Source organism: Ideonella sp. (assembly GCF_041914305.1).
Classification (GTDB): domain Bacteria; phylum Pseudomonadota; class Gammaproteobacteria; order Burkholderiales; family Burkholderiaceae_C; genus Ideonella.
Genome location: NZ_JAYSDQ010000002.1, coordinates 64306 through 84631, shown reverse-complemented (window position 1 = coordinate 84631; position 20326 = coordinate 64306). Strand labels below are relative to the sequence as shown.

The following is a 20326-nucleotide window of genomic DNA, read 5'->3' as shown; positions in this document are numbered from 1 at the left end:
GTGGCATCATCCGCCGCTTTGCAGGCATCGAGGCACGGCGCATGGCAGGTGGCAGGTTGAACAAGCAGGTGGCCACTCGGTGGCTGCCGTGGTTGGCCGCGGCGAGCCTGGCGGCCTGCACCCAGGCGCCGCTTCAGCCGCCGGCACCCGAAGACCTGCCACGCGCACCCGAGGCGGCCACCGGCCTGGCCGCCGCGGCCGCACCGCAGCGCTGGCAACAAGGGGCCGTGGCGAGTGCGAACCCGGCCGCCAGCGAAGCCGGCGCGGCGATGCTGCGCCAGGGCGGCAACGCGATGGACGCGGCGGTCGCCGTGCAGTTGGTGTTGGCGCTGGTCGAGCCGCAGTCCAGTGGCCTGGGCGGCGGTGCGTTCCTGCTGCACTGGGACGGCGCTGCACTGCAAGCCTGGGACGGCCGCGAGACCGCGCCCGCGGCGGTCACCGAGTCGCTGTTCCTCGATGCCGCCGGCCAGCCGATGCCGTTCGACGCTGCGGTGACGGGCGGCCGGTCTGTCGGCACGCCGGGCGCCGTGCGGATGCTGGAGGCCGCCCATCGGCAGCACGGCCACTTGCCGTGGGCCACGCTGTTCGAGCCGGCGATCGCCCTGGCGGAGCAAGGCTTCACCGTTGGCCCGCGCCTGGCGGGCTTGCTGCGCAGCGCCGATGCCGAGGCGCTGCGCCGTGATCCGCAGGCCGCGGCGTATTTCTTTCGTTCGGCCGGCGCCGCCGAGCCGCTGGCCGCCGGTGACCGGGTGCGCAACCCGGCCTTTGCCGCCGTGCTGCGCCGCCTCGCGGCCGAGGGCAGCGCCGCGTTGCACCAGGGCCCCATCGCGGCCGACATCGTGCGCCGCGTGCGCCAGTACCCCGGCAACCCGGGCGTGTTGAGCGAGCCCGACCTGGCGGCCTACCAGCCCAGGCAGCGCGAGCCGATGTGCACGCTGTGGCGCCACCGGTACCGCGTGTGCGGCTTCCCGCCGCCATCGTCTGGCCACATCGCGGTGATGCAGATGCTGGGCATGCTGGACGCGTTGCCGGCGCCGCCCGCGCCGCTGCAGGGCGGTGTGCCGAGCGCCGGTTTTCTGCATCGCTACACCGAGGTGGCGCGCCTGGCATTTGCCGACCGCGCCCGCTACGTGGCCGACCCGGATTTCGTGGCGCCGCCCGCAGGCCGCTGGAGCAGCCTGCTCGACGAGCCCTACCTGGCGCAGCGCGCCTCGCTGGTCGACGACCGGCGCAGCCTGGGCACCGCCACCGCTGGCGAGCCCTCCGTGGCGGTGAAGGCCAGCCAATGGGCGCCGCAGCAGGATCAGCCCGAACACGGCACCAGCCACATCAGCATCGTCGACCGGCAAGGCCACGCGGTGTCGATGACGACGACCGTCGAAGCCGCGTTCGGCAGCCGCGTGATGAGCGATGGTGGCACCGGCCTGGCCGGCGGCTTCTTGCTCAACAACGAGTTGACCGACTTCGCCTTCATGCCGCGCGATGCGCAGGGCAAGCCGGTGGCCAATCGCGTGCAGCCGGGCAAACGCCCGCGTTCGAGCATGGGCCCGGCGATGGTCTTCGACACCCAAGCGCCGGCGCAGAAGCAACTGACGATGGTGATGGGCTCGCCGGGGGGCTCGGCGATCATCCACTACAACGCGAAGACCCTGCTCGGCACGCTGGCCTGGGGCCTGTCACCGCAAGCCACGCTGGACCTGCCGAACTTTGCCAACGACAACGGCGCGACACGGCTCGAGACCGGCCGTTTCCCGGTGGCGACGATCGAGGCGCTGCGCGCGCGCGGGCAACGCGTGATCGAGCAAGACCTGACCAGCGGCTCGCAGGTGCTGCAGCGGGTCGACGGCGGCTGGCTCGGTGGCGCCGACCGGCGCCGCGAAGGCGTGGTGGTCGGCGAATAGCGCCGTTGCGCCTCAGCGCCGGGCCAGCGCGCGGGCGATCTGCGGCACCAGCGGCGGGCCGCCGTAGATGAATCCGGTGTAGACCTGCACCAGGTCGGCGCCGGCGGCGACCTTGGCCTTGGCGTCGTCGGCGCTCATCACGCCGCCCACGCCGATGATCGGGAAGCCCGCGCCCAGCGCGCTGCGCAAGGCCCGCACGACCCGGTTGCTGGCCTCGCGCACCGGGGCACCCGAGAGGCCCCCGGTCTCTTCGGCATGCGGCAGGCCCTTGACCGCGTCGCGCGCGATCGTGGTGTTGGTGGCGATGACGCCGTCCATGCCGTGGCGCTTGAGCGTGGCGGCGATGACGCCGATCTGGTCGTCGTCGAGGTCGGGCGCGATCTTCAAAAACATCGGCACGCGGCGCGCCTGCTGCTGCTCCAGCAGTGCCTTGTGCTCGGTCAGGCGGCCCAGCAACGCGTCCAGCGCCTCGTCGCTTTGCAGCGCGCGCAGGTTCTTGGTGTTCGGGCTCGAGATGTTGACAGTGATGTAGTCGGCGTGCGGGAACACGCCGGTCAGCCCGATCAGGTAATCGTCGACCGCGTTCTCGATTGGCGTCACCGCGTTCTTGCCGATGTTCAGGCCGAGCACGCCGCCGGCCGCGCGGAAGCTGCGCGCGCGCCGCACGTTGGCGAGAAAGGCCTCGAGCCCCTCGTTGTTGAAGCCCAGCCGGTTGATCAGCGCCTGCGCCTGCGGCAGGCGGAACATGCGCGGCTTCGGGTTGCCCGGCTGCGCCTTCGGCGTGACGGTGCCGACCTCGATGAAGCCGAAGCCCATCGCGCCCAGGCCGTCGATGCAGCGGCCGTTCTTGTCGAGCCCGGCCGCCAGGCCCACGCGGTTCGGGAAGCGCAGCCCGGCCACGGTGACTGGGTCGTCGACACGGCTTTGCGACCACAGGCACTGCGCCGGCGTGTTCTGCAGCCGGGCGATGCTGCCCAGCGTCAGGTCGTGCGCAGCCTCGGGGTCGAGGCCAAAGAGAAACGGGCGGGCGAGGGCATAGGGGACGAGGGACATGGGGCTGCATTCTCTCAGCCCGCGATAATCCGGCCCCATCAGCACGCAGCGCCAAGGGGAGCGAATGAACCAAGACGAATTGAAGGTCCTCGTGGGCCGGGCGGCCCTGGCCGAGGTGGTGCCCGGCGCGGTGGTGGGCGTGGGCACCGGGTCGACGGTGAACTGCTTCATCGACGCGCTCGCGACGATGAAGGACCGCATCGCCGGCGCCGTGTCCAGCTCGGTCAAGAGCACCGAGCGCTTGAAGGCGCTGGGCATCAAGGTGCTCGATGCGAACGAGGTCGAGTCGATCCCGGTCTACATCGACGGCGCCGACGAGATCGACCACCGTGGCCACATGGTCAAGGGCGGTGGCGCGGCGCTGACGCGCGAGAAGATCGTGGCCGACCTGGCCGAGCGTTTCGTCTGCATCGCCGATGCGTCCAAGCTGGTCGACACGCTCGGCAAGTTCCCGCTGCCGGTCGAGGTGATCCCGATGGCGGCGGCGCAGGTGGCCCGGCGTTTTCGCCAGACCTATGGCGGCGAGGCGACGGTGCGCGAGGGCGTGGTGACCGACAACGGCAACCTGATCCTCGATGTGCGCGGCCTGACCATCAGCGACCCGCCGGCGATGGAGGCCGAGGTCAACCAGTGGCCCGGCGTGGTCACGATGGGTGTGTTCGCGCGGCACAAGGCCAGCGTCTGCCTGCTCGGCACGCCCGAGGGTGTGAAGACCTTGCGCTTTTGACCGACGGGCCCGGCGGTGCGCCCCCTCGCAGTGGGTGTATCGTTGGACCAAGATGCCGCTCGCCGCGGCGGCATTCGCCTCTTCCCTCTGAAGCAAAGGACGGCCCGTGGCCACACCCAATTACTCCTACGAAAAACGCCAGCGCGAACTGGCCAAGAAGCGCAAGAAGGAAGAGAAGGCCGCTCGCAAGTCGCAAGGCGGATCGTCCGATTCCGGCCAGGGCGGCGACACCGGCCAGCCCGCGAACACCACGCCAGGCAGCGGCAACGAGCCGACGAACGCCGGCTGATTTTTTGAACCCGCGCCGGCTCAGCCGGGCGGTTGGCGATGCTGCCGCGCCACGAAGCGCGCGGGGTCGATCGCATCCAGCAGACTGCCGGCCAGCGGCAGCGGCGCGCCGGTGATGCCGGCAGCCAGCACCTCGCCCAACAACGGCGCCCAGGTGATGCCGCGCGAACCCAGCCCGGCCAGCACATACAAGCCCTGCACCCGGGGCACATGCCGCGGCTGTTCGAGCCGCCGGGCGCCCACCAGCGCCGCGGCCGGCGCAGGCACCGGGCCGACGACCGGCAAGCGGTCGTCGCACCCCAGCCGCCAGGCGACACGACCCTCGAGCACTCGGCTGTCGGCATCGAACCAATGCGGCGGAATATCGATCGCCGTGCCGATGAGTGCGGCGATCTGCGCCAGGTTGGCGCGGTGGTCGGCCTCGCGCACCTGAGGGTCGTCGTCCTGCACGTGCGAGGTGGCGCCGCACAGCAGGCCGCCGCCCAGTGAATCAGGCAAGGCCAGCAGGTAGCCGCCGCTGGCGATCGGCACTTGCGGCCGGGGCAGGGCCGTGGCCTCGGCGGCGCGCACCACCGTGATCTGGCCCCGCGTGCGGCGCCAGGGCCAGGCCTGGGCATCGCTGTGCTCGGCCAGCAGGGTGGGGGTGGCATGCGCCGCCGCCACCACCACCAGATCGGCCTCGGCGAGCGGGGCCGCGTGTGCGTCCAGCGCCTGCCAACGTCCATCGGGCAAGGGCTGCAGCCGGGCGACCGGTGCGGCGGTGCGCAGGCAAACGCCGGGCTCTTGAAGCCAGGCCCGCACCAGCGCCGACGGTTGCAGCCAGCCGGCACCCGCAAAGCGCCACGCCGCACCGGCCAGCGGGCAACCGGCCGCCGCCGAGGCTGCCTCGCGCGACAGCGCTTCGGCGTAGGCGGGCGGCACCTGCTGCGCGTCGACCACCGCCTGCAGGGTTGCCCACGGGTCGCTGCCGGCCCCGCGCAGCAGGCCCTGCAATGTGCCGGGCACGCGCCCCGAGGCGATCAACGGCCGGTATACCGGCTCGGCCCGCAGCGCCGCAGTGCGCAGCAACTGCGCGTGTGGCCCGTCGTGCGCGTGCACCACGCCATGGAACAGGCCGCCGGGGTTGCCCGAGGCGCCGCTGGCGGCCTGGTCTGCCCGTTCGAGCACGGTGACCTGCAAGCCCTGGCGGGCCAGCGCGCGCGCTGCCGCGGCGCCGGCCAGGCCCGCGCCGACAACCAGCGCGTGGCGGGCTTGAGGGGCAGGCAGCCGCCCCGGCGGCGGGCCGCGCCGGCGCGCGGCGGCGTCGCCCACGACCTGCGCCTGCGTCGTCTCGAACTTGCCCGCGAACCCTGGCACGCGCTGGACGTGAAAGCCCGCGCCGGTCAGCGCGTCGCGTGCGCTGCGGGCGGCGCTCCAGGTGGCTGCGGTGGCGCCGGGGGCGGCCAAGCGCGCCAAGGCCCGCAGCACCCGCGCGTCCCACATCGGCGGGTTGCGGGCCGGCGCGAAGCCATCGAGGAAGACCGCATCGGCCTGCGCCTGCAACTCGGGCAGCCATAAGGCCAGGTCGCCCAGGCCCAGCAGCAGCGTGACCCGGCCACCTTCGAACTCCAGCTGGTGCAGGTCGGGCGTGGCGGGGGGCCAGGCCGCGATCAACTGCGCGGCGAGCGCCGGCTCGGGCGAGTCGGCGTGCACACGAACCATGTCGGCCGACGTGGGCGGATGCTTCTCGACCGACACAAAGACCAGCCGTTGCGGCCGTTGCTCGTCGCCGCGCCAGGCGGCCCAGGTGGCGAGAAAGTTGTTGCCCAGGCCGAAGCCGGTTTCCAGCACGACGAAGCGCTCGCGCCCACGCCAGCGCGCGGGCAAGCCGTTGCTCGCCAGGAACACGTCACGCGCCTGCGCAAATGCGCCGACGCGCGGGTGGTACACATCGCCGAATTCGGGCGCGAACGGCACCCCGTCTCGAAACTCGATGCGCGCCGGAACGATCGGTTCAGTCTTCACGGTTGAATGAAAAAAGCCGGCCTACAAGGCCGGCTCGATTTTCAAGCTGGAGCCCCCGCTTGAAGGGGGGGCTGGGGGCGCACTCAGACGCGCTTGCGGTACTCGTGCGTGCGGGTGTCGATTTCGATCTTGTCGCCGTTTTCGACGAAGATCGGCACGCTGATCTCGAAACCGGTGCCCACCAGCTTGGCCGGCTTCAGCACCTTGCCCGAGGTGTCGCCCTTGACGGCGGGGTCGGTCTCGATTTCGCGGACCACGGTGGTCGGCAGTTCGACCGAGATGGCCTTGCCGTCGTAGAAGACCACTTCGACGGCCATGCCGTCTTCGAGGTAGTTGATGGCGTCGCCCATGTTCTCGGCTTCGACCTCGAACTGGTTGTACTCGGCGTCCATGAAGGCGTACATCGGGTCGGCGAAGTAGGAGTAGGTGCACTCCTTCTTGTCCAGCACGATCTGGTCCATCTTGTCGTCGGCCTTGAACACCGTTTCAGCGCCGAAGCCGCTGAGCAGGCTCTTCATCTTGATGCGCACGGTGGCCGCGCCGCGGCCACCACGGCTGTATTCGGTCTTGAGAACGACCATCGGGTCCTTGCCCTGCATGATCACGTTGCCGGCGCGGATTTCCTGTGCGAGTTTCATGGTGAGTTTCCGAAGAGTCGGGAATCGGGGCAGTGGCTGCCGCGGGCCTAAGCCGGCAGGTCAGTTCGCTGCAAGTTGCGCGGCCGGCGGGTCATGTGCTTGAGAGGCGATGCCAAAGATGGGTTCCCTGGCGGCCATTTCAAGGCGGGCGGGCCGTGTTCCGCAAAGCCTTGAATTTTAACGCTTTTCGGTGACGAACGCCAGCAACTGCCCGACCAGGTCGGTTTGGGCGAGCAAGGTGTCACGCCAGCACCGGGCGTGGGCCGCCCAGTCGGGCAGGCTGGGCAGCGTGGCCGGCAACGGGCCGGCGAGGCCGTTCCAGGCGCGCATCCAGGCGCGAACCGGCTCGGCCAGCGCTGGGGTGGCCGCGGCCAGATGGCGCGCCAGGAAGGCGTCGAGCTTGGTGGCGTGGACACCGTCGTCTTGCGGGTAGATGTGCCAGACGAACGGCTTGCCGGCCCACTGGGCCCGCACGAAGGAGTCTTCGCCGCGCACGAAGTTCAGGTCGCAAGACCACAGCAGGCGGTCATAGCCCGGCTGCGGCAACCACGGCAGGGCCTGGTGGCGCACGGTGGCCGGCAGCGACAGGCCGGCCAGCTGTGTGGTGGCCGCACCCGGCGCGGTCAGCAGCAGCGTCGGTGCGTTGCCCAGCCGCTCGGCCAGCGCGGGCAAGGCCGGGTTCGGGTAGCAGAACAGGCTGACCAGGCGCTCGCCGGTTCGCGCCACGATGCCTTGTTCGGCCAGCCATGTCGGGGCGTCAAAGTCCGCCTGGTCGGCCATCAAACCGGGCTCTCGCAGCAAGCCGCCGGTGGCTGGCGTGAAGCCGGGGTAGAAGAACCATTTGGTCAGGCCGGCGCCGGGGCCGCTCATCTGCGGCGACGGCAGGCGGTGGCTGCGCTCGACATAGGCTTCGGCGCTGAGGTATTCGAGGTTGACCCACACCGGCGGCCGCGGCCGTGCGGCCATCGCCGCGACGAAACCCGCGGGCGGGTCGCAACCGAAGGCTTCGACCACCACGTCGCCAGGGTCGCCGGCCGCGGCGTCGGCGGTCCAGTGCAGCACCTGCACGCCCGGTGCGCCTGCGGGCGCCAGCCAGGCCAGTGCCGACGGGTCGTCGACCCACAGCCGCAGCGTGTGGCCGCGGGCGGCGAGGTCGGCCGCCAGGCGCCAGCAAACACCGATGTCGCCGAAGTTGTCGACCACACGGCAGAAAAGGTCCCAGCGCAGGGCCGGGCAAGAGGTGGGCGGCATCGCGGCATTATCGAAGCCGGCGCTACTGCACAATCGCCGTCCGATGGCCGACCCCGACACCTCTTCCTTGCCCGTTCCCGAAGCGCTGCCCCCCGATGCGGCGACCGTTGAAGCCGATGCCCAACGCGCGCTGGTTGCTGCCGCCGCGGCACGCGAGCGCGTGCTGGCCGAAGTGGCCGCGCTGCCGAGCCTGCCCGGCGTGTACCGCTACTTCGATGCCCACGGCCAGGTGCTGTATGTGGGCAAGGCGCGCGACCTGAAGAAGCGTGTGTCGAGCTACTTCCAGAAAGACCTGGGCGGCACGCGCATCGGCGTGATGGTCTCGCGCATCGCACGGCTCGAGACCACGGTGGTGCGCACCGAGGCCGAGGCGCTGCTGCTCGAGAACAACCTGATCAAGGCGTTGAACCCGAAGTTCAACATCCTGTTCCGTGACGACAAGAGCTACCCCTACCTGAAGCTGGTCTCGCACGGGTTTCCGCGCGTCGCCTACTACCGCGGCGCGGTCGATCGCAAGCACCGCTACTTCGGCCCGTACCCCGGCGCCTGGGCGGTGAAAGAGACGATTCAGCTGATCCAGAAGGTCTTTCGCCTGCGCACCTGCGAAGACACGGTGTTCAACAACCGGTCGCGGCCCTGCCTGCTGTACCAGATCCGGCGCTGCTCGGCGCCGTGCGTCGGCTTCATCACGCCCGACGACTACGCACGCGACGTGCGCGACACCGAGCGCTTCCTGCTCGGCGAGCAGCAGCAGGTGGTCGACGAGCTGCAGGCCAAGATGATGGCCCACGCCGAGGTGCTGGAATTCGAGAAGGCGGCCGAGTTGCGCAACCGCATCTCGGCGCTGGCGCGGGTGCTGCACCAGCAATCGATGGACGAGAGCAGCCTGTCGGCCGCCGGCAAGGAGGTCGACATCCTCGCCGTCAAGGTGGCTGGCGGGCGCGCCTGCGTGAACCTGGCGATGGTGCGGGGCGGCCGGCACCTCGGCGACCGCGCGTTCTTCCCGACCCATGTCGACGACGCCACTGCGCTGGCCGCCGACGAATCGATGGCGCTGGACGAGGCGCCTGCCGAAGCGGTGGAGCGCAGCGCCGAGCAACAGCTGGCGCGCGCCGAGCAGCAGGTGCTGCAGGCCTTCATGGCCCAGCACTACCTGCACAGCCCACCGCCGCCGCTGCTGGTGGTGAGCCATGCGGTCGACAAGTCGCTGCTGGCCGCGCTGAGCGCGCAGACCGGCATCAAGCTCAACGCGCAGCACCAGCCGCGCGAGCAGCGCCGCATCTGGCTCGACATGGCCATCAAGGGTTGCGAGCTGGCGCTGGCGCGCCTGCTGGCCGAAGAGGGCTCGCAGCGCGAGCGCACGCGCGCACTGGTCGACACCCTGGACCTGGCGATCGACAACCTCGACACATTCCGTGTCGAATGTTTCGACATCAGCCACACGGCCGGCGAAGCCACGCAGGCAAGCTGCGTGGTCTATGAAGACCACCGCATGCAGAACGCGCAGTACCGGCGATTCAACATCGAGGGTGTGACCGGCGGCGACGACTACGCCGCCATGCGCCAGGTGCTGAACCGGCGCTACGCCAAGCTGGCCGAGATCACCGCCGCCGAGGGCAACCAGGCCCAGGTGGCGGGTGCCAAGGTGCGCCTGCCCGACCTGGTGCTGGTCGATGGCGGTCGGGGCCAGGTGGCGATGGCGCGCGAGGTCTTCGGCGAGCTGGGCCTCGACCTGTCGCTGATCGCGGGCGTCGAAAAAGGCGAGGGCCGCAAGGTGGGCCTCGAGGAACTGGTCTTCGCCGATGGGCGCGACAAGCTCAGCCTGCCGCCCGATTCGGCGGCGCTGATGCTGATCGCGCAGATCCGCGACGAGGCGCACCGCTTCGCGATCACCGGCATGCGCGCCAAGCGTGCCAGTGTGCGCACCGGCGGCAGCCGGCTCGAGGACATTGCCGGCATCGGGCCGAAGAAACGCGCGAAACTGTTACAGCGTTTTGGCGGTGTCCGCGGCGTGACGGCCGCGAGCGTTGATGACCTGGCCAGCGTGGAAGGCATTTCGAAGGAATTGGCAGAGGACATCTACCGTGCGTTGCATTGAAACCGACATCGCTGCTGGCTCCGGCCCGGCGGCCCCCGCGCGCCGCACATCGCTGGCGTACCTGTTCACCATCGCCGCGCCGACCGCGTGGCTGGCCGCATGCTCGAGCCCGATGCCGCCGCCGGCACCTGCGCCGGTGACCCCGCGGCCGATGGCTCCGGCGCCTGCGCCGCGCCCTGCGGCCAACGCCGCGCGCAGCTGGGACGAGTACCGCGTGCGCGCCGCGCAGAAGCTGGTGTCTGCCAACGCCACCATCACCTACACCGGCAGCGTGCCCGAGCCCTTGCTGGCGATCCCGGTGTTGTCGATCGAGCTCAACGGCGACGGCAGCATCTCGAAGATCGAGGTCATGCGCTACCCGAGCCAGGCCAAGGACACCACGCAGATCGCCATCGATGCGGTGCGCCGCGCCGCGCCCTTCGGTGATGTCTCGCGCCTGCCCAAGCCGTGGAAGTACGTCGAGACTTTCCTCTTCGACGAGAACCGCAAGTTCAAGCCGGTCACGCTCGACCGTTGAAGGCCGGCAGGTGATGCCGATGCCCGCCGATCCGACACGCGAGCGAGCAAAACGCTCGCGCCGCGGTTAGAGGGCAGAATGCGCCCATCATGTTCTTCACCGTTCCGACGCTGCTGACCTGGGCCCGCATCGTGGCGATCCCCCTGATCGTCGGGGTGTTCTACCTGCCGTTCGAAGACACCACGCGCAACCTCGCCGCCACGGTGATGTTCGTGGTCTTCGCGCTGACCGACTGGCTGGACGGCTACCTCGCGCGCAAGCTCAACCAGAGCTCGGCCTTCGGCGCCTTCCTCGACCCGGTGGCCGACAAGTTCCTGGTCTGCGCATCGTTGATCGTGCTGGTCCACCTGGGGCGGGTGCATGCCTTCATCGCGCTGGTCATCATCGGCCGCGAGATCGCGATCTCTTCGCTGCGCGAGTGGATGGCGCAGATCGGCGCGTCGCGCAGCGTGGCCGTGCACATGCTGGGCAAGGTCAAGACGACGGTGCAGATGGTGGCGATCCCGTTCCTGCTGTTCCACGGCCGCTTGTTCGACCTGATCGACACCCAGTTCTGGGGCACCGTGCTGATCATCGCGGCCACGGTGCTGACCATCTGGTCGATGGTGTACTACCTGCAAAAAGCCCTGCCTGAAATTCGCGCCAAAGCGCGCTGAGATCGACACGGCAGCAAGCGCTGCAACGGTGCGCGCGCGAGGCGAAGAAACGCGACGCGCATCGTCACAAAACAAGGAACAAAACAAGGCTCGCGCAAGCCCGCGAAGCCAGCAGCCTTGGGGTTTACACATAGAATCCGCTTCCGCGCTTGACACCGCCGGGACCCGAGGCTGTAATGATTTTTCGCCTGCGAATCAGGCCATTGCCCCTCGCAGCGCGCCGCGATTGCACGTCGCACCAGGTCATTCACCGGACGCTTGAACTTCAAGCCAAGCCACACCATTGCGAGACCGTTGAGAGAGGGGTACCTACGTGAACAAATCCGAGTTGATCGAACACATTGCGCGCCAGGCGGACATCTCCAAAGCCGCCGCCACGCGCGCACTGGAAGCCGTGATCGGGGGCGTGAAAGTCACCCTGAAAAAGGGCGGCAGCGTGTCGATCGTGGGCTTCGGCACCTTTGCCGTCACCAAGCGTGCCGCCCGCACCGGCCGCAACCCGCGCACCGGCGACACGATCAAGATCAAGTCGGCCAAGGTGCCAAAATTCCGTCCCGGCAAGGGCCTGAAAGACGCGTTGAACTGATGCCATCTTTCGGGTGCTTAGCTCAGTTGGTAGAGCGGCGCCCTTACAAGGCGTAGGTCGGGGGTTCGAGCCCCTCAGCACCCACCACCCCCATCATCGGCAGCCCCCCGCGGGCATTGATTAGAATCCCGCGCGGCGTACGCAGACCGATGACGACAAGGCGAACCCAGGTTCGCCTTTTTTGTTTCTGTCCCCTCTGAAGGGGGCAAGCCATCCGGGCCCGTCGTTTCTTGCGCAGCACCTTCATTCAAGGCTGAGATCCATGTTCGATTTCGTTCGCACGCACACCAAGCTGCTGCAGTTCATCCTGGTGCTGCTGATCTTCCCGTCGTTTGTCTTCTTCGGCATCCAGGGCTACTCGCGCTTCACCGACGCGAGCAACGCCACGGTGGCCAAGGTCGGCAGCATGGAGATCAAGCAGTCCGAGCTGGACCAGGCGCACAAGCAGCAAGTTGCACGCATGCAGCAGCAGATGCCCGGCGTCGACACCAAGCTGTTCGACACGCCCGAGATGAAGGCCCGCACGCTCGACAGCCTGGTGCGTGACCGCGTGATGCGCACGGCGGTGGTCAAGGAGAACCTGGTCATCACCGAAGACCGGCTGGTGCGCACGTTCAAGACCGACCCGCAGTTCGCCCCGATCCGCTCGCCGGAAGGCACCGTCAGCAAAGAATTCTTGTCGGCCCGCGGCATGACCTCGGCCGGCTTCGCCCAGGAGCTGCGCGACGAGTTGGCCAAGACCCAGGTGCTGGCCGGCGTGACCGGCTCGCTGGTGGTCGGCCAGACGGCCAACGCCTCGGCGGTGAATGCGATCCTGGAGCGCCGCGAGGTGCAGCTGCAGCCGTTCCTGGCGAAGGACTACCTGGCCAAGGTCAACCCGACCGACGCCGAACTGGAGGCCTACTACAAGGGCCACCAGGCTCAGTTCCACAGCAACGAGGAAGCACGCATCGAATACGTGGTGCTGGACCTGGACTCGCTGAAGAAGCAGATCACGCTGAGCGAAGACGACCTGCGCAAGTACTACGAGCAGAACATCACCCGCTACACCAGCGCCGAGGAGCGCCACGCCGCGCATATCCTGGTCAACGCGCCCAAGGATGCGCCGGCCGCCGACCGCGAAAAGGCCAAGGCCAAGGCCGAGAGCCTGCTGGCCGAGGCGCGCAAGAACCCGGCCGGCTTCGCCGAGCTGGCCAAGAAGAACTCCGACGACAAGGGCTCGGCCACCAACGGCGGCGACCTCGACTTCTTCGGCCGCGGCGCGATGGTCAAGCCGTTCGAAGACGCGGCCTTCGCGATGAAGCCGGGCGAGATCAGCAACGTGGTCGAGTCGGAGTTCGGCTTTCACATCATCAAGCTGATCGCGGTGCGCGGCGGTGAGAAGAAGCCGTTCGAATCGGTGCGCGCGCAGATCGTCGACGAAGTGAGCAAGCCCAAGGCGCAGGAGATGTACGCCAGCGCCGCCGAGCAGTTCACCAACACCGTCTACGAGCAGTCCGACAGCCTGCAGCCGGTGATCGACAAGCTCAAGCTCGCCAAGGTCGAGGCCACCGTGCAGCGCACGCCGGTGCCGGGTGCCTCTGGCCCGCTGGCTTCGCCCAAGCTGCTCGACGCGATCTTCTCGACCGATTCGGTGAAGAACAAGCGCAACACCGAGGCCGTCGAGACCGGCCCGAACCAGCTGGTGTCGGCGCGCGTCGTCGAGCACCACCCCGAGCGGGTGCTGCCCTTGGCCGAAGTGCGCGACCGCGTGATGGCCGCCGTGAAGGCCGAGCAGGCCACCGCCGCCGCCAAGAAAGACGGCGAGGCCCGCCTGGCCGCACTGAAGCAGAGCCCCGACGAAACGATGCCCGCCGCGGTGACGCTATCGCGCCAGTCGCGCGAGCAACCGCGCCAGGTGGTCGAGGCCGTCTTGCGCGCCGACCTGAGCAAGGCGCCCGCGGTGATCGGCGTTGACCTCGGCAACGACGGCTACACGGTCGCGCGCGTCGTCAAGCGCGTCGAGCGCGATGCGAAGGACCCCGACAACGAGCGTGCCAAGGCCTATGTGGCCCAGCAGGTGACGGCAGCCGAATCGGCGGCCTACTACGAGGCCCTGAAGCGCCGCTACAAGGTCAAGCTCGACAAGGCGGCCCCGAGCGCTGAAGCGGCCTCTGCAGCAAGCCCGTGACGCGGGCCCGCGAAGTCGGGCTATAATCTTTGGCTTCCGGTGGTGGCTGTAGCTCAGTTGGTAGAGTCCCAGATTGTGATTCTGGTTGTCGTGGGTTCGAGTCCCATCAGCCACCCCACCTAACATCGAACGGCGACAAGCACTTACGTGCTGTCGCCGTTTTGCATTGGCCTCTCGGATCGCGCGAAAATTCCCACGGTGGGAAAACGAACGCTGGGAGGCAGACGGTGGACGAATTTGTTGCGTCGCTTGGAACAGCCTATTGGTGGCTGAGCGTTGTCCTGGTTGGCATCGCGATCAACTTGGTCAGCGCCTACCTCAAGCGGCCGATCGATTCCGCGATGTCTAGGGTTTCCGCGGTCTCCGAGCGCGCTCAGCACCTCTTGCTGTGCCGAGCCTACGACGAGATTGCTTGCCTGGCCGCTTGTCCGATCGAAACCGCACTGACTAGGGACGCAGCGCATGTCTTGGCGCTGCGTGGCCTAGTTGAGGTCCTCTGCGGCATAGTCTTCTTCATCTTCGCCACCATCTTTGGGACTGTCCCATCCGGCAGTTCCAGTTCGGCTGCGCACCTTTGGTTCAACATTAGTCTGGCACTCGGTGGATTGGCTACTATCCTCGGCTTGACCGCGATCAGCGCAGCGAAAAGTGAGCTTCGGCTCGTAAGGCTTGCAACCCGAATGACCTATCAGGTGGGTCCACCCAATGTATGGCGGCGCTAGTATCAAAGCGCTCGCCGCTTGACTTCCCTGTTGCGGTCGTATACGCGGGCCGTTGTTCCGGGGTCAGCATGAAGGTCCGGTAGTTCACCGGTGTCCCGCTTGTGCATCGTCGCGTAGTAGGCCCGCAGATCGTGGAAGGTGAATCGGTCCGAGGCGGTGATCACCTTTTCCTCGATCGCCTGCAGCACGCAGCGCTGCCACAAGGTCTTGAACCCGCGGGCGCTGTAGGCGTTGTTGTCGCGCGTCGGAAAGACGTACAGACATTCGACCCCGCGTTCCTCTCGAAGGGCCTCCAGTCGGTTCAGCAGGGCGTCGAGGGTCGGCGTGACCTCTATGGCCTCGATCACCTCGCCGCGCTTCTTCCCACGCTGCTTCGCACGCTTGACTCGGATCACGCCAAGACTCTCATCTCGTCGGCCGGCCAGTATCTCGCGCCGCGTCTCGACGGGCAGGCGCTGGATCTGCGGCCAGCAGAGGTCGAGGAACTTGACCTTCCGATTGCCGGCCAGGCTTGCGTACTCGGCGGCCATGCCGATGATCCTGCGCTGCGGAGTCTGCTTCGCGATCCAGTCCAGGAACTTGGCCAGCAGGGGACATACCCTTGACGTGTCGGCTTTGGCGTCGCGATTTCGTTCCAGTAGATGCCTGGACTCGATCGGTAGAAAGGTTCTCTATGCCAAATCCTGCTTGGGTCGCTCAGCAACTGAATCGGATGGCGACGGGAATTGGCGCAGGTAAGACGCGTAAGCGAAACGTCGCCTCCGTCTATAGGCAAGGAAGCTACGAAGCAGAACTGACAGCGGCAGTGCGGGCGCGTGGCTGGCGTCTAGCACAGGTCGGCGAAGACTACGTGGTTGCTCCTCACAACTATGTTATTCGACCAATTGTCTAGAGCGGAGGTCCACATGAGTCGTGATTCGGTCCCATCAGAGATCAAGAGAGCCGTGCTCGTCGAGGCCGGTCATCGTTGCGCAATTCCTACGTGCCGCGCGACAACTACGGAAATCGCCCACATCGTTCCTTGGGCGGAGACGCAAGACAACTCGTTCGCGAATCTCATAGCACTTTGCCCGAATTGCCACACGCGGTACGATCAGAAGAAGGAGATGGACCGGCTATCCGTCAAGATGTACAAGCACAACCTCGGTATCTTGAACAACCGGTACGGCGAGTTCGAGCGAAGGCTTTTCGAGGTCCTGGCAAAGTCTGAAGAGCGAATATTCGTCCTCGGCGCCGCAGGTGATCTGCTTGTGGCGAATGCGGTCAAGGACGGCTTGTTTGAAGATCAGAAGGTTCAAAGCGCGAACTTCGTAGTACAGAGCGACGACTTCAACAAGGCGTTTCCCATGAATTTCACGTATTGGGTAACAGATGCGGGGGTCGAGTTCATTCGTCGCTTCGCTCGCGGTGCCGATATCGCGTGACCAATCGGACCGTGGACAGCTCAGGTGGGTTTCTTTGTCCGACCGTCTTTCCGCAATAGGAGTCTCACATGGGAGAGTGGAGCGAGTACTTCGAGGACTTTCCGGAAGAGAACCCGGCGAACTACGTCGATGGAAAGTTTGACCCCAAAGCTGCAGAACTGCTTCGTTCGCAGCAGGCCAGGGTCTCAGCGGAGCAAACTGCGCTGAACAAGGAAATCGCGGACATTGTCAGGAAGCATCGCGACGCCAAGAAGCCCGGATGACCCCGGTAGACCCCGTACCGCGCGTGTGCCAAGTATCGACACTCGCACGCATCAGCGATTTGCATAGCGAGACCCTTCGTGGGCGCGCTGAACGAGCGCATTGCGGTTGGTCGATAGAGTTCCTTGCATCGGTCCAAGGTGAAGAGGCTGGCCTTCTGTCCTACGAGGACCGGAGCGACCACGAGTCAGCCTTCATCTACGAAATCTTCGTCCTTCCTTCGCTTCGGGGGCAGGGGATCGGTGGGGCATTGCTCTCGCACGCGGAGCGACATGCCGTACAACTTGGATATCAGGTTGTTCGTTTAAAGCCTTACGCCCTAGATCAAGAGACCGATCAATGTCGATTGATTGCTTGGTACACAAAGCTGGGCTACCGTCAAACCGCAAGTGACCCAGAGCACATGGAGAAGCGCCTGCTACTCCGTGGCACGTCCTGACACAACTGGCTAGGGCAAGGCCAACGACGAGGTCGATGCGCGGGCACACGGGTTCAACGGACTGCTCGCGCCAGACGTGGGTATATTTGCTTGATGTGGCCATTCCGCAAGCCTAAGCCGCCATTTCCTAAGTGGGTGAGGTTCAAGCACGCCTCGTACTGGGAATCGGAGCAGATCGGCCTCGGGCCTGGTGATGGGATTGGCGTCAAGTTGGCAGGGCGCGTAGTCCCGATGGATCTCTACATCCCCAGACAAGACGGCTTTACCGTGCTCGATCCAGACGGTACCACTCACGTTCACGAGTGGAAGGAAGCTGTCTGGTACTGGAAGCGGATCAACGCCGCTCCCTAGCATCCGTGGCTCAAGAGTCGCGAGCGCTCCGTACGATGTTGAGCCTGCGTCCTCTATCGCGTCCAAGCACTCAGCAGCATCGCTTGATTTGGAGCGAGGTTGGTTGCCATCACTGTCAGCACCAGGGCAAACCCGGCGAGAGCCGCGACAGCGGCGCGCGGTCGTGACGAGTTCGCGCCGACTCTCAGCCCGCAGTAGACGCGGTAGGTCACCCAGCAGTATCCGAGCAGTACTAACAGATCTTGCCAGATGACTGGGGAGGGGTTTCCAGCGAGTGTGGCAGCGGCCCGCAGCCTTGTCGCACTGACCGTTAGCATAGCAACGATCGGTAGGACGGCCATGGCGAAAAGCGCGTTCGCTAGATGCGTAGGGAACGGTGTTGATCGCACGCCGATGGCGCTCGGTGCCGCAAAGGCAAAACCCATGATGGCCAGGTGCAACACGTTGAAGAACACGGCCCCGATGGCGTACTGTGAGGGGTCTTTGACTTCGACAACGGACTTGAGCACGAAGAAGTGGATCGCCGCGAGGAGGACTGCATTTAAGGCTAGAACCGCGGCAACCTCCTTGACGCGCCGGCTGCGGCGATAGAACTTGGAGGGATGAACTACCAATAGCAGGAGCTTCGGTCCGGAGCGGGCTAGCGAGTCGGTGGCGTCTACCGCGGCCTTCTTTGCCTCTTCGATCCAGCTCATGCAAACTCCCTTGCTGCGCGGCACGATGTTGTTGAACGTCTGCGCCGGTCATCGTAGCGCGCGACGTGCCAGCTGGTGCTGGCCGAACTTCACTAGGCGCAGGTCAGGGGCAAGTTCAAGGATCAGGTCGATGCGCGCGGCGCGAAGGTTCAATGGTCAGCTTCAGCCGGACGTGAGCATCTTTGCCTAGAGCTTGCCCAACTTCGACAGTCGGTGTCTGCTATCAGAACAGCACCGTGCTTCACGCCCAGCTCGTATGGCCACTTGGCTCAGACGTGCTTCGATCCGAGTTCGCACTTCCGACTACTTGGCGGTATCCGCCGGACAGGCCAACTGCAGCTGATCGGTGCGTCGCCGGCCTCCGCGGGGCACAGCACGGCGGTCTGTCGGACCGACGCGTCGATCACCTGATCGTTCGACCCTGCCGCGTCCTTCGCTGCGCAGAAACTTCACGCATTGGTCCACGACGTGCCCAATGACAGCACACGCACCCGCCTGAGCTAAGTGCGTACCGCCGAGAGGAAGCCACGGCAAGTGGAAGAGACACTCCGCGACCATGAGCACGGGTTCACCGACAAGGAGCCCTAACAGCAGATAGCTAGTCCGCCCTGAACAACCCGTTTTCACCCGACTGCGGGGCGAGGCATTGAAGCTGAAGGCGAGGACGAGACGGGGTCGACGAGCATGAGCCAGCCAATGAATGCCAAGCAAAGCACCCGCAGGTGCCGCAGGATCATCCTCAGGTTGTGCCCGGCGCCGCACAGCAGCGCATGAAGCGCATCGCCAACGGCGCCCTTGAGCCAGTTCTTGGCGAGCAGTCCATCGGCCTTCATGTGGCCGATCATCGGCTCGACCACCTGGCGGCGCTTGAGCAACTTCTTCAGCCGCGGTGGCAGCCGGCGCGTATGGCTGATGATCAGCCGAATGCCGCTGGGCGGCTGCACACCGCGGTAGCTCCGGTCCGCCAGGACGGTCTTGGGCGTGTGTCCGGTGAGGATGCCGACCTGTTCGAGTTGGCTGTCCACGGTGTGACCGTCATACGGGTTGCCCGGCATTGAGCGCATGCCCACCACCAACCCTTCGTTGGCAGTCACCGCCACCGACACCTTCACGCCGAACTCGTAGGGCGTGCGGGCCTTGCCCTTGGCGATGCACTCGACCTCGGGCGCGTGCAGCGCGTACAGCTTGTTCTTCGAATCGCGCCGCTGCTGGTGCAGCCGCTGCGCCAACTCCAGCCTGTCCTTGAGGGCGCCTGCGATCTCGCCGCCAACGGCCTGGGCCTTACGTTGCACATCGCGGATCACACGGCCCAGCGACGTGCGCAGCTTCCTGATCTCGCGCTGCATGCGCCGGTACTGTTTGGCGTGGGCGTAGCGCCCGGCCTGGGCTTCGGCGGCCTTGCCCACGCGAGCGTAGCTCTGGCGCAGCGTGATGCCTGCATCTTGTGCTGCGGCCACCAGATGCTCGCGGGCCCGGTTGAGCAACCGGCTGTCGGTGGGGTGCGCAATCGCCTTCGGAGCCACCGTCGTGTCCAGCACCACGGTGTCCAGGCTGCGGCGCTTGATCACGCCGGCGCGTGTGGCCGCTTCGATGCTGTGGGCCAGCAGCCATTCGCAGCCTTCCTCGCCAATGCGCTGTCGCCAGCGCACCAGGCTCGACGGATCGCACGGCAGTTCATGGCGGAAGTACCGCTCGCCACTGAAGTGCTGCCAGTACGGGTTCTCGCACCAGCGCTCGACCACCGCCTCGTCGCTGAGCGCGTACACGTGCTTCAGGTACAGCAGCGCCGCCATCAGCCGCGTAGGCAGCGCAGGCCGCCCGGTGGTCGATTCGAACTGCGGGCTCCATTTGTCGGTAAACGCCTGCCAGTCGATCAACGCAGCCAGCTTCACCAGCTCGTGCCGTTGGTCGATCAGGTTGACCAGTTCGGTGCGAAACAGGTCGTGGTCGCTGCGCTCTTCAGCCGGCTTCGTGCCCATTCAAACCTCGGGGCAGTTTGCAAGGATTCAATATCCATTGAGCCTCAATCCTGCAATCTCCACCATCGGCAATCGCCCGCCAAAGCCAGCATTCATGCGGGTTGCAGGCGTTTTTCAGGGGCGGACCACTTAGCGGCTGTCGCCGTTTTGCTTTGTGGCCCGCCCAGCGTGGGCCGGGGCATTCTCCTTGGCATGCCGCGCCGTTTCACGCACCATCGCCCTTGCGCCAATCGGGCGCGCCAAAGGGGTGACGATGAACTTCAGCAATGACGCGCTGCTCGCGGCTGCGGCGGCCATCGTGGCGGGGCGTTTGCAGTCGAGGGCCGCGCGCGAGGTGAACGGTGCCACCGCCGACAACGTGAGCGAGATGCTCGCGCAGGCGATGGCCGAGGTGCTCGGTGGCGTGGACCTGATGGAAGAGCGAGCGAAGTCCGAATCGATGGACACCTGGCAGCGCCTTTCCGGCGAGTAGTGCTGCACGGGCGAGCGCTGTTTGCCAGCGCTCCGCCCCTGCTGCGGCGATTTCCGCTGTCTCGACGCACGCCTCTCGATCGATACCGAATTGC

Annotated in this window: 20 protein-coding genes and 2 tRNA genes; 15 read left to right on the top strand and 7 right to left on the bottom strand. The window is 66.6% G+C overall.

The annotated features are described in order from the left end of the window. The first annotated feature begins 41 nt into the window (after positions 1–41). Positions 42–1901 carry a gamma-glutamyltransferase family protein gene (locus ACE3SG_RS03200; protein ID WP_374562529.1) on the top strand — a complete coding sequence of 620 codons (1860 nt, stop codon included), beginning with the start codon at positions 42–44 and terminating at the stop codon, positions 1899–1901. 12 nt (positions 1902–1913) lie between these two features. Here ACE3SG_RS03200 and ACE3SG_RS03195 read toward each other — a convergent pair whose 3' ends face one another. Beyond that, positions 1914–2954, bottom strand: coding sequence for a quinone-dependent dihydroorotate dehydrogenase (locus tag ACE3SG_RS03195; RefSeq protein ID WP_374562528.1), 1041 nt, complete (start codon positions 2952–2954; stop codon positions 1914–1916). 64 nt (positions 2955–3018) lie between these two features. Between ACE3SG_RS03195 and rpiA the strand changes: the two genes are divergently transcribed. Further along, positions 3019–3681: a ribose-5-phosphate isomerase RpiA gene (rpiA, locus tag ACE3SG_RS03190; RefSeq protein WP_374562527.1), complete on the top strand. Its 663-nt coding sequence runs from the start codon at positions 3019–3021 to the stop codon at positions 3679–3681. A gap of 106 nt (positions 3682–3787) precedes the next feature. Then, positions 3788–3970 carry a hypothetical protein gene (locus ACE3SG_RS03185; RefSeq protein ID WP_374562526.1) on the top strand — a complete coding sequence of 61 codons (183 nt, stop codon included), beginning with the start codon at positions 3788–3790 and terminating at the stop codon, positions 3968–3970. Between the two features lie 20 nt (positions 3971–3990). Here the strand turns inward: ACE3SG_RS03185 and mnmC are convergent, their stop codons facing one another. From mnmC to earP, 3 genes are all read right to left on the bottom strand, one after another. Next, positions 3991–5973: an FAD-dependent 5-carboxymethylaminomethyl-2-thiouridine(34) oxidoreductase MnmC gene (gene mnmC, locus ACE3SG_RS03180; RefSeq protein ID WP_374562525.1), complete on the bottom strand. Its 1983-nt coding sequence runs from the start codon at positions 5971–5973 to the stop codon at positions 3991–3993. Positions 5974–6056: 83 nt separating this feature from the next. Continuing rightward, positions 6057–6611, bottom strand: a complete 555-nt coding sequence (efp, locus tag ACE3SG_RS03175; protein WP_374562523.1) for an elongation factor P — start codon at positions 6609–6611, stop codon at positions 6057–6059. A gap of 177 nt (positions 6612–6788) precedes the next feature. After that, positions 6789–7862 carry an elongation factor P maturation arginine rhamnosyltransferase EarP gene (gene earP, locus ACE3SG_RS03170; protein WP_374562522.1) on the bottom strand — a complete coding sequence of 358 codons (1074 nt, stop codon included), beginning with the start codon at positions 7860–7862 and terminating at the stop codon, positions 6789–6791. Between the two features lie 43 nt (positions 7863–7905). On the opposite strand from earP, the gene uvrC reads away from it, so the two are divergent. The 8 genes from uvrC to ACE3SG_RS03130 all read left to right on the top strand — a co-directional run bounded on the left by uvrC (position 7906) and on the right by ACE3SG_RS03130 (position 14611). Further along, positions 7906–9960, top strand: a complete 2055-nt coding sequence (uvrC, locus tag ACE3SG_RS03165; protein WP_374562521.1) for an excinuclease ABC subunit UvrC — start codon at positions 7906–7908, stop codon at positions 9958–9960. Beyond that, positions 9947–10477, top strand: a complete 531-nt coding sequence (locus ACE3SG_RS03160; protein WP_374562519.1) for a hypothetical protein — start codon at positions 9947–9949, stop codon at positions 10475–10477. The genes uvrC and ACE3SG_RS03160 overlap by 14 nt, the downstream gene beginning before the upstream one ends. An 89-nt stretch (positions 10478–10566) precedes the next feature. Beyond that, positions 10567–11133 (top strand): CDP-diacylglycerol--glycerol-3-phosphate 3-phosphatidyltransferase, encoded by a 567-nt coding sequence (gene pgsA / locus ACE3SG_RS03155; RefSeq protein WP_374562518.1) that lies wholly within the window; start codon positions 10567–10569, stop codon positions 11131–11133. A gap of 313 nt (positions 11134–11446) precedes the next feature. Beyond that, on the top strand, positions 11447–11719 hold the full coding sequence (locus ACE3SG_RS03150) for an HU family DNA-binding protein (RefSeq protein ID WP_374562517.1): 273 nt from the start codon (positions 11447–11449) through the stop codon (positions 11717–11719). An 11-nt stretch (positions 11720–11730) separates the two neighbouring features. After that, a tRNA-Val gene (locus tag ACE3SG_RS03145) sits at positions 11731–11806 on the top strand. 175 nt (positions 11807–11981) lie between these two features. After that, the gene (locus tag ACE3SG_RS03140; RefSeq protein ID WP_374562516.1) at positions 11982–13889 is read left to right on the top strand and encodes a peptidylprolyl isomerase; all 1908 of its coding nucleotides are present in this window, start codon (positions 11982–11984) and stop codon (positions 13887–13889) included. A 42-nt stretch (positions 13890–13931) separates the two neighbouring features. Continuing rightward, positions 13932–14007, top strand: a tRNA-His gene (locus ACE3SG_RS03135). Between the two features lie 109 nt (positions 14008–14116). Beyond that, on the top strand, positions 14117–14611 hold the full coding sequence (locus ACE3SG_RS03130) for a hypothetical protein (protein WP_374562515.1): 495 nt from the start codon (positions 14117–14119) through the stop codon (positions 14609–14611). 2 nt (positions 14612–14613) lie between these two features. Here ACE3SG_RS03130 and ACE3SG_RS03125 read toward each other — a convergent pair whose 3' ends face one another. Beyond that, on the bottom strand, positions 14614–15141 hold the full coding sequence (locus tag ACE3SG_RS03125) for a hypothetical protein (protein ID WP_374562514.1): 528 nt from the start codon (positions 15139–15141) through the stop codon (positions 14614–14616). Positions 15142–15516: 375 nt separating this feature from the next. Here ACE3SG_RS03125 and ACE3SG_RS03120 point away from each other — a divergent pair, with 375 nt between their 5' ends. The 3 genes from ACE3SG_RS03120 (at position 15517) to ACE3SG_RS03110 (ending at position 16735) form a co-directional block, all read left to right on the top strand. Continuing rightward, positions 15517–16035, top strand: a complete 519-nt coding sequence (locus tag ACE3SG_RS03120) for an HNH endonuclease (protein WP_374562513.1) — start codon at positions 15517–15519, stop codon at positions 16033–16035. A 68-nt stretch (positions 16036–16103) separates the two neighbouring features. Next, on the top strand, positions 16104–16298 hold the full coding sequence (locus tag ACE3SG_RS03115; protein ID WP_374562512.1) for a hypothetical protein: 195 nt from the start codon (positions 16104–16106) through the stop codon (positions 16296–16298). Further along, positions 16295–16735 (top strand): GNAT family N-acetyltransferase, encoded by a 441-nt coding sequence (locus tag ACE3SG_RS03110; RefSeq protein ID WP_374562511.1) that lies wholly within the window; start codon positions 16295–16297, stop codon positions 16733–16735. The genes ACE3SG_RS03115 and ACE3SG_RS03110 overlap by 4 nt, the downstream gene beginning before the upstream one ends. Positions 16736–17139: 404 nt before the next feature. Here ACE3SG_RS03110 and ACE3SG_RS03105 read toward each other — a convergent pair whose 3' ends face one another. Both ACE3SG_RS03105 and ACE3SG_RS03100 read right to left on the bottom strand, forming a co-directional pair. Beyond that, positions 17140–17781: a hypothetical protein gene (locus ACE3SG_RS03105; RefSeq protein ID WP_374562510.1), complete on the bottom strand. Its 642-nt coding sequence runs from the start codon at positions 17779–17781 to the stop codon at positions 17140–17142. A gap of 623 nt (positions 17782–18404) precedes the next feature. Continuing rightward, positions 18405–19760 (bottom strand): IS5 family transposase, encoded by a 1356-nt coding sequence (locus tag ACE3SG_RS03100; protein WP_374562509.1) that lies wholly within the window; start codon positions 19758–19760, stop codon positions 18405–18407. A gap of 253 nt (positions 19761–20013) precedes the next feature. Between ACE3SG_RS03100 and ACE3SG_RS03095 the strand changes: the two genes are divergently transcribed. After that, positions 20014–20232 carry a hypothetical protein gene (locus ACE3SG_RS03095; RefSeq protein WP_374562508.1) on the top strand — a complete coding sequence of 73 codons (219 nt, stop codon included), beginning with the start codon at positions 20014–20016 and terminating at the stop codon, positions 20230–20232. The last annotated feature ends 94 nt before the right edge of the window (positions 20233–20326 follow it).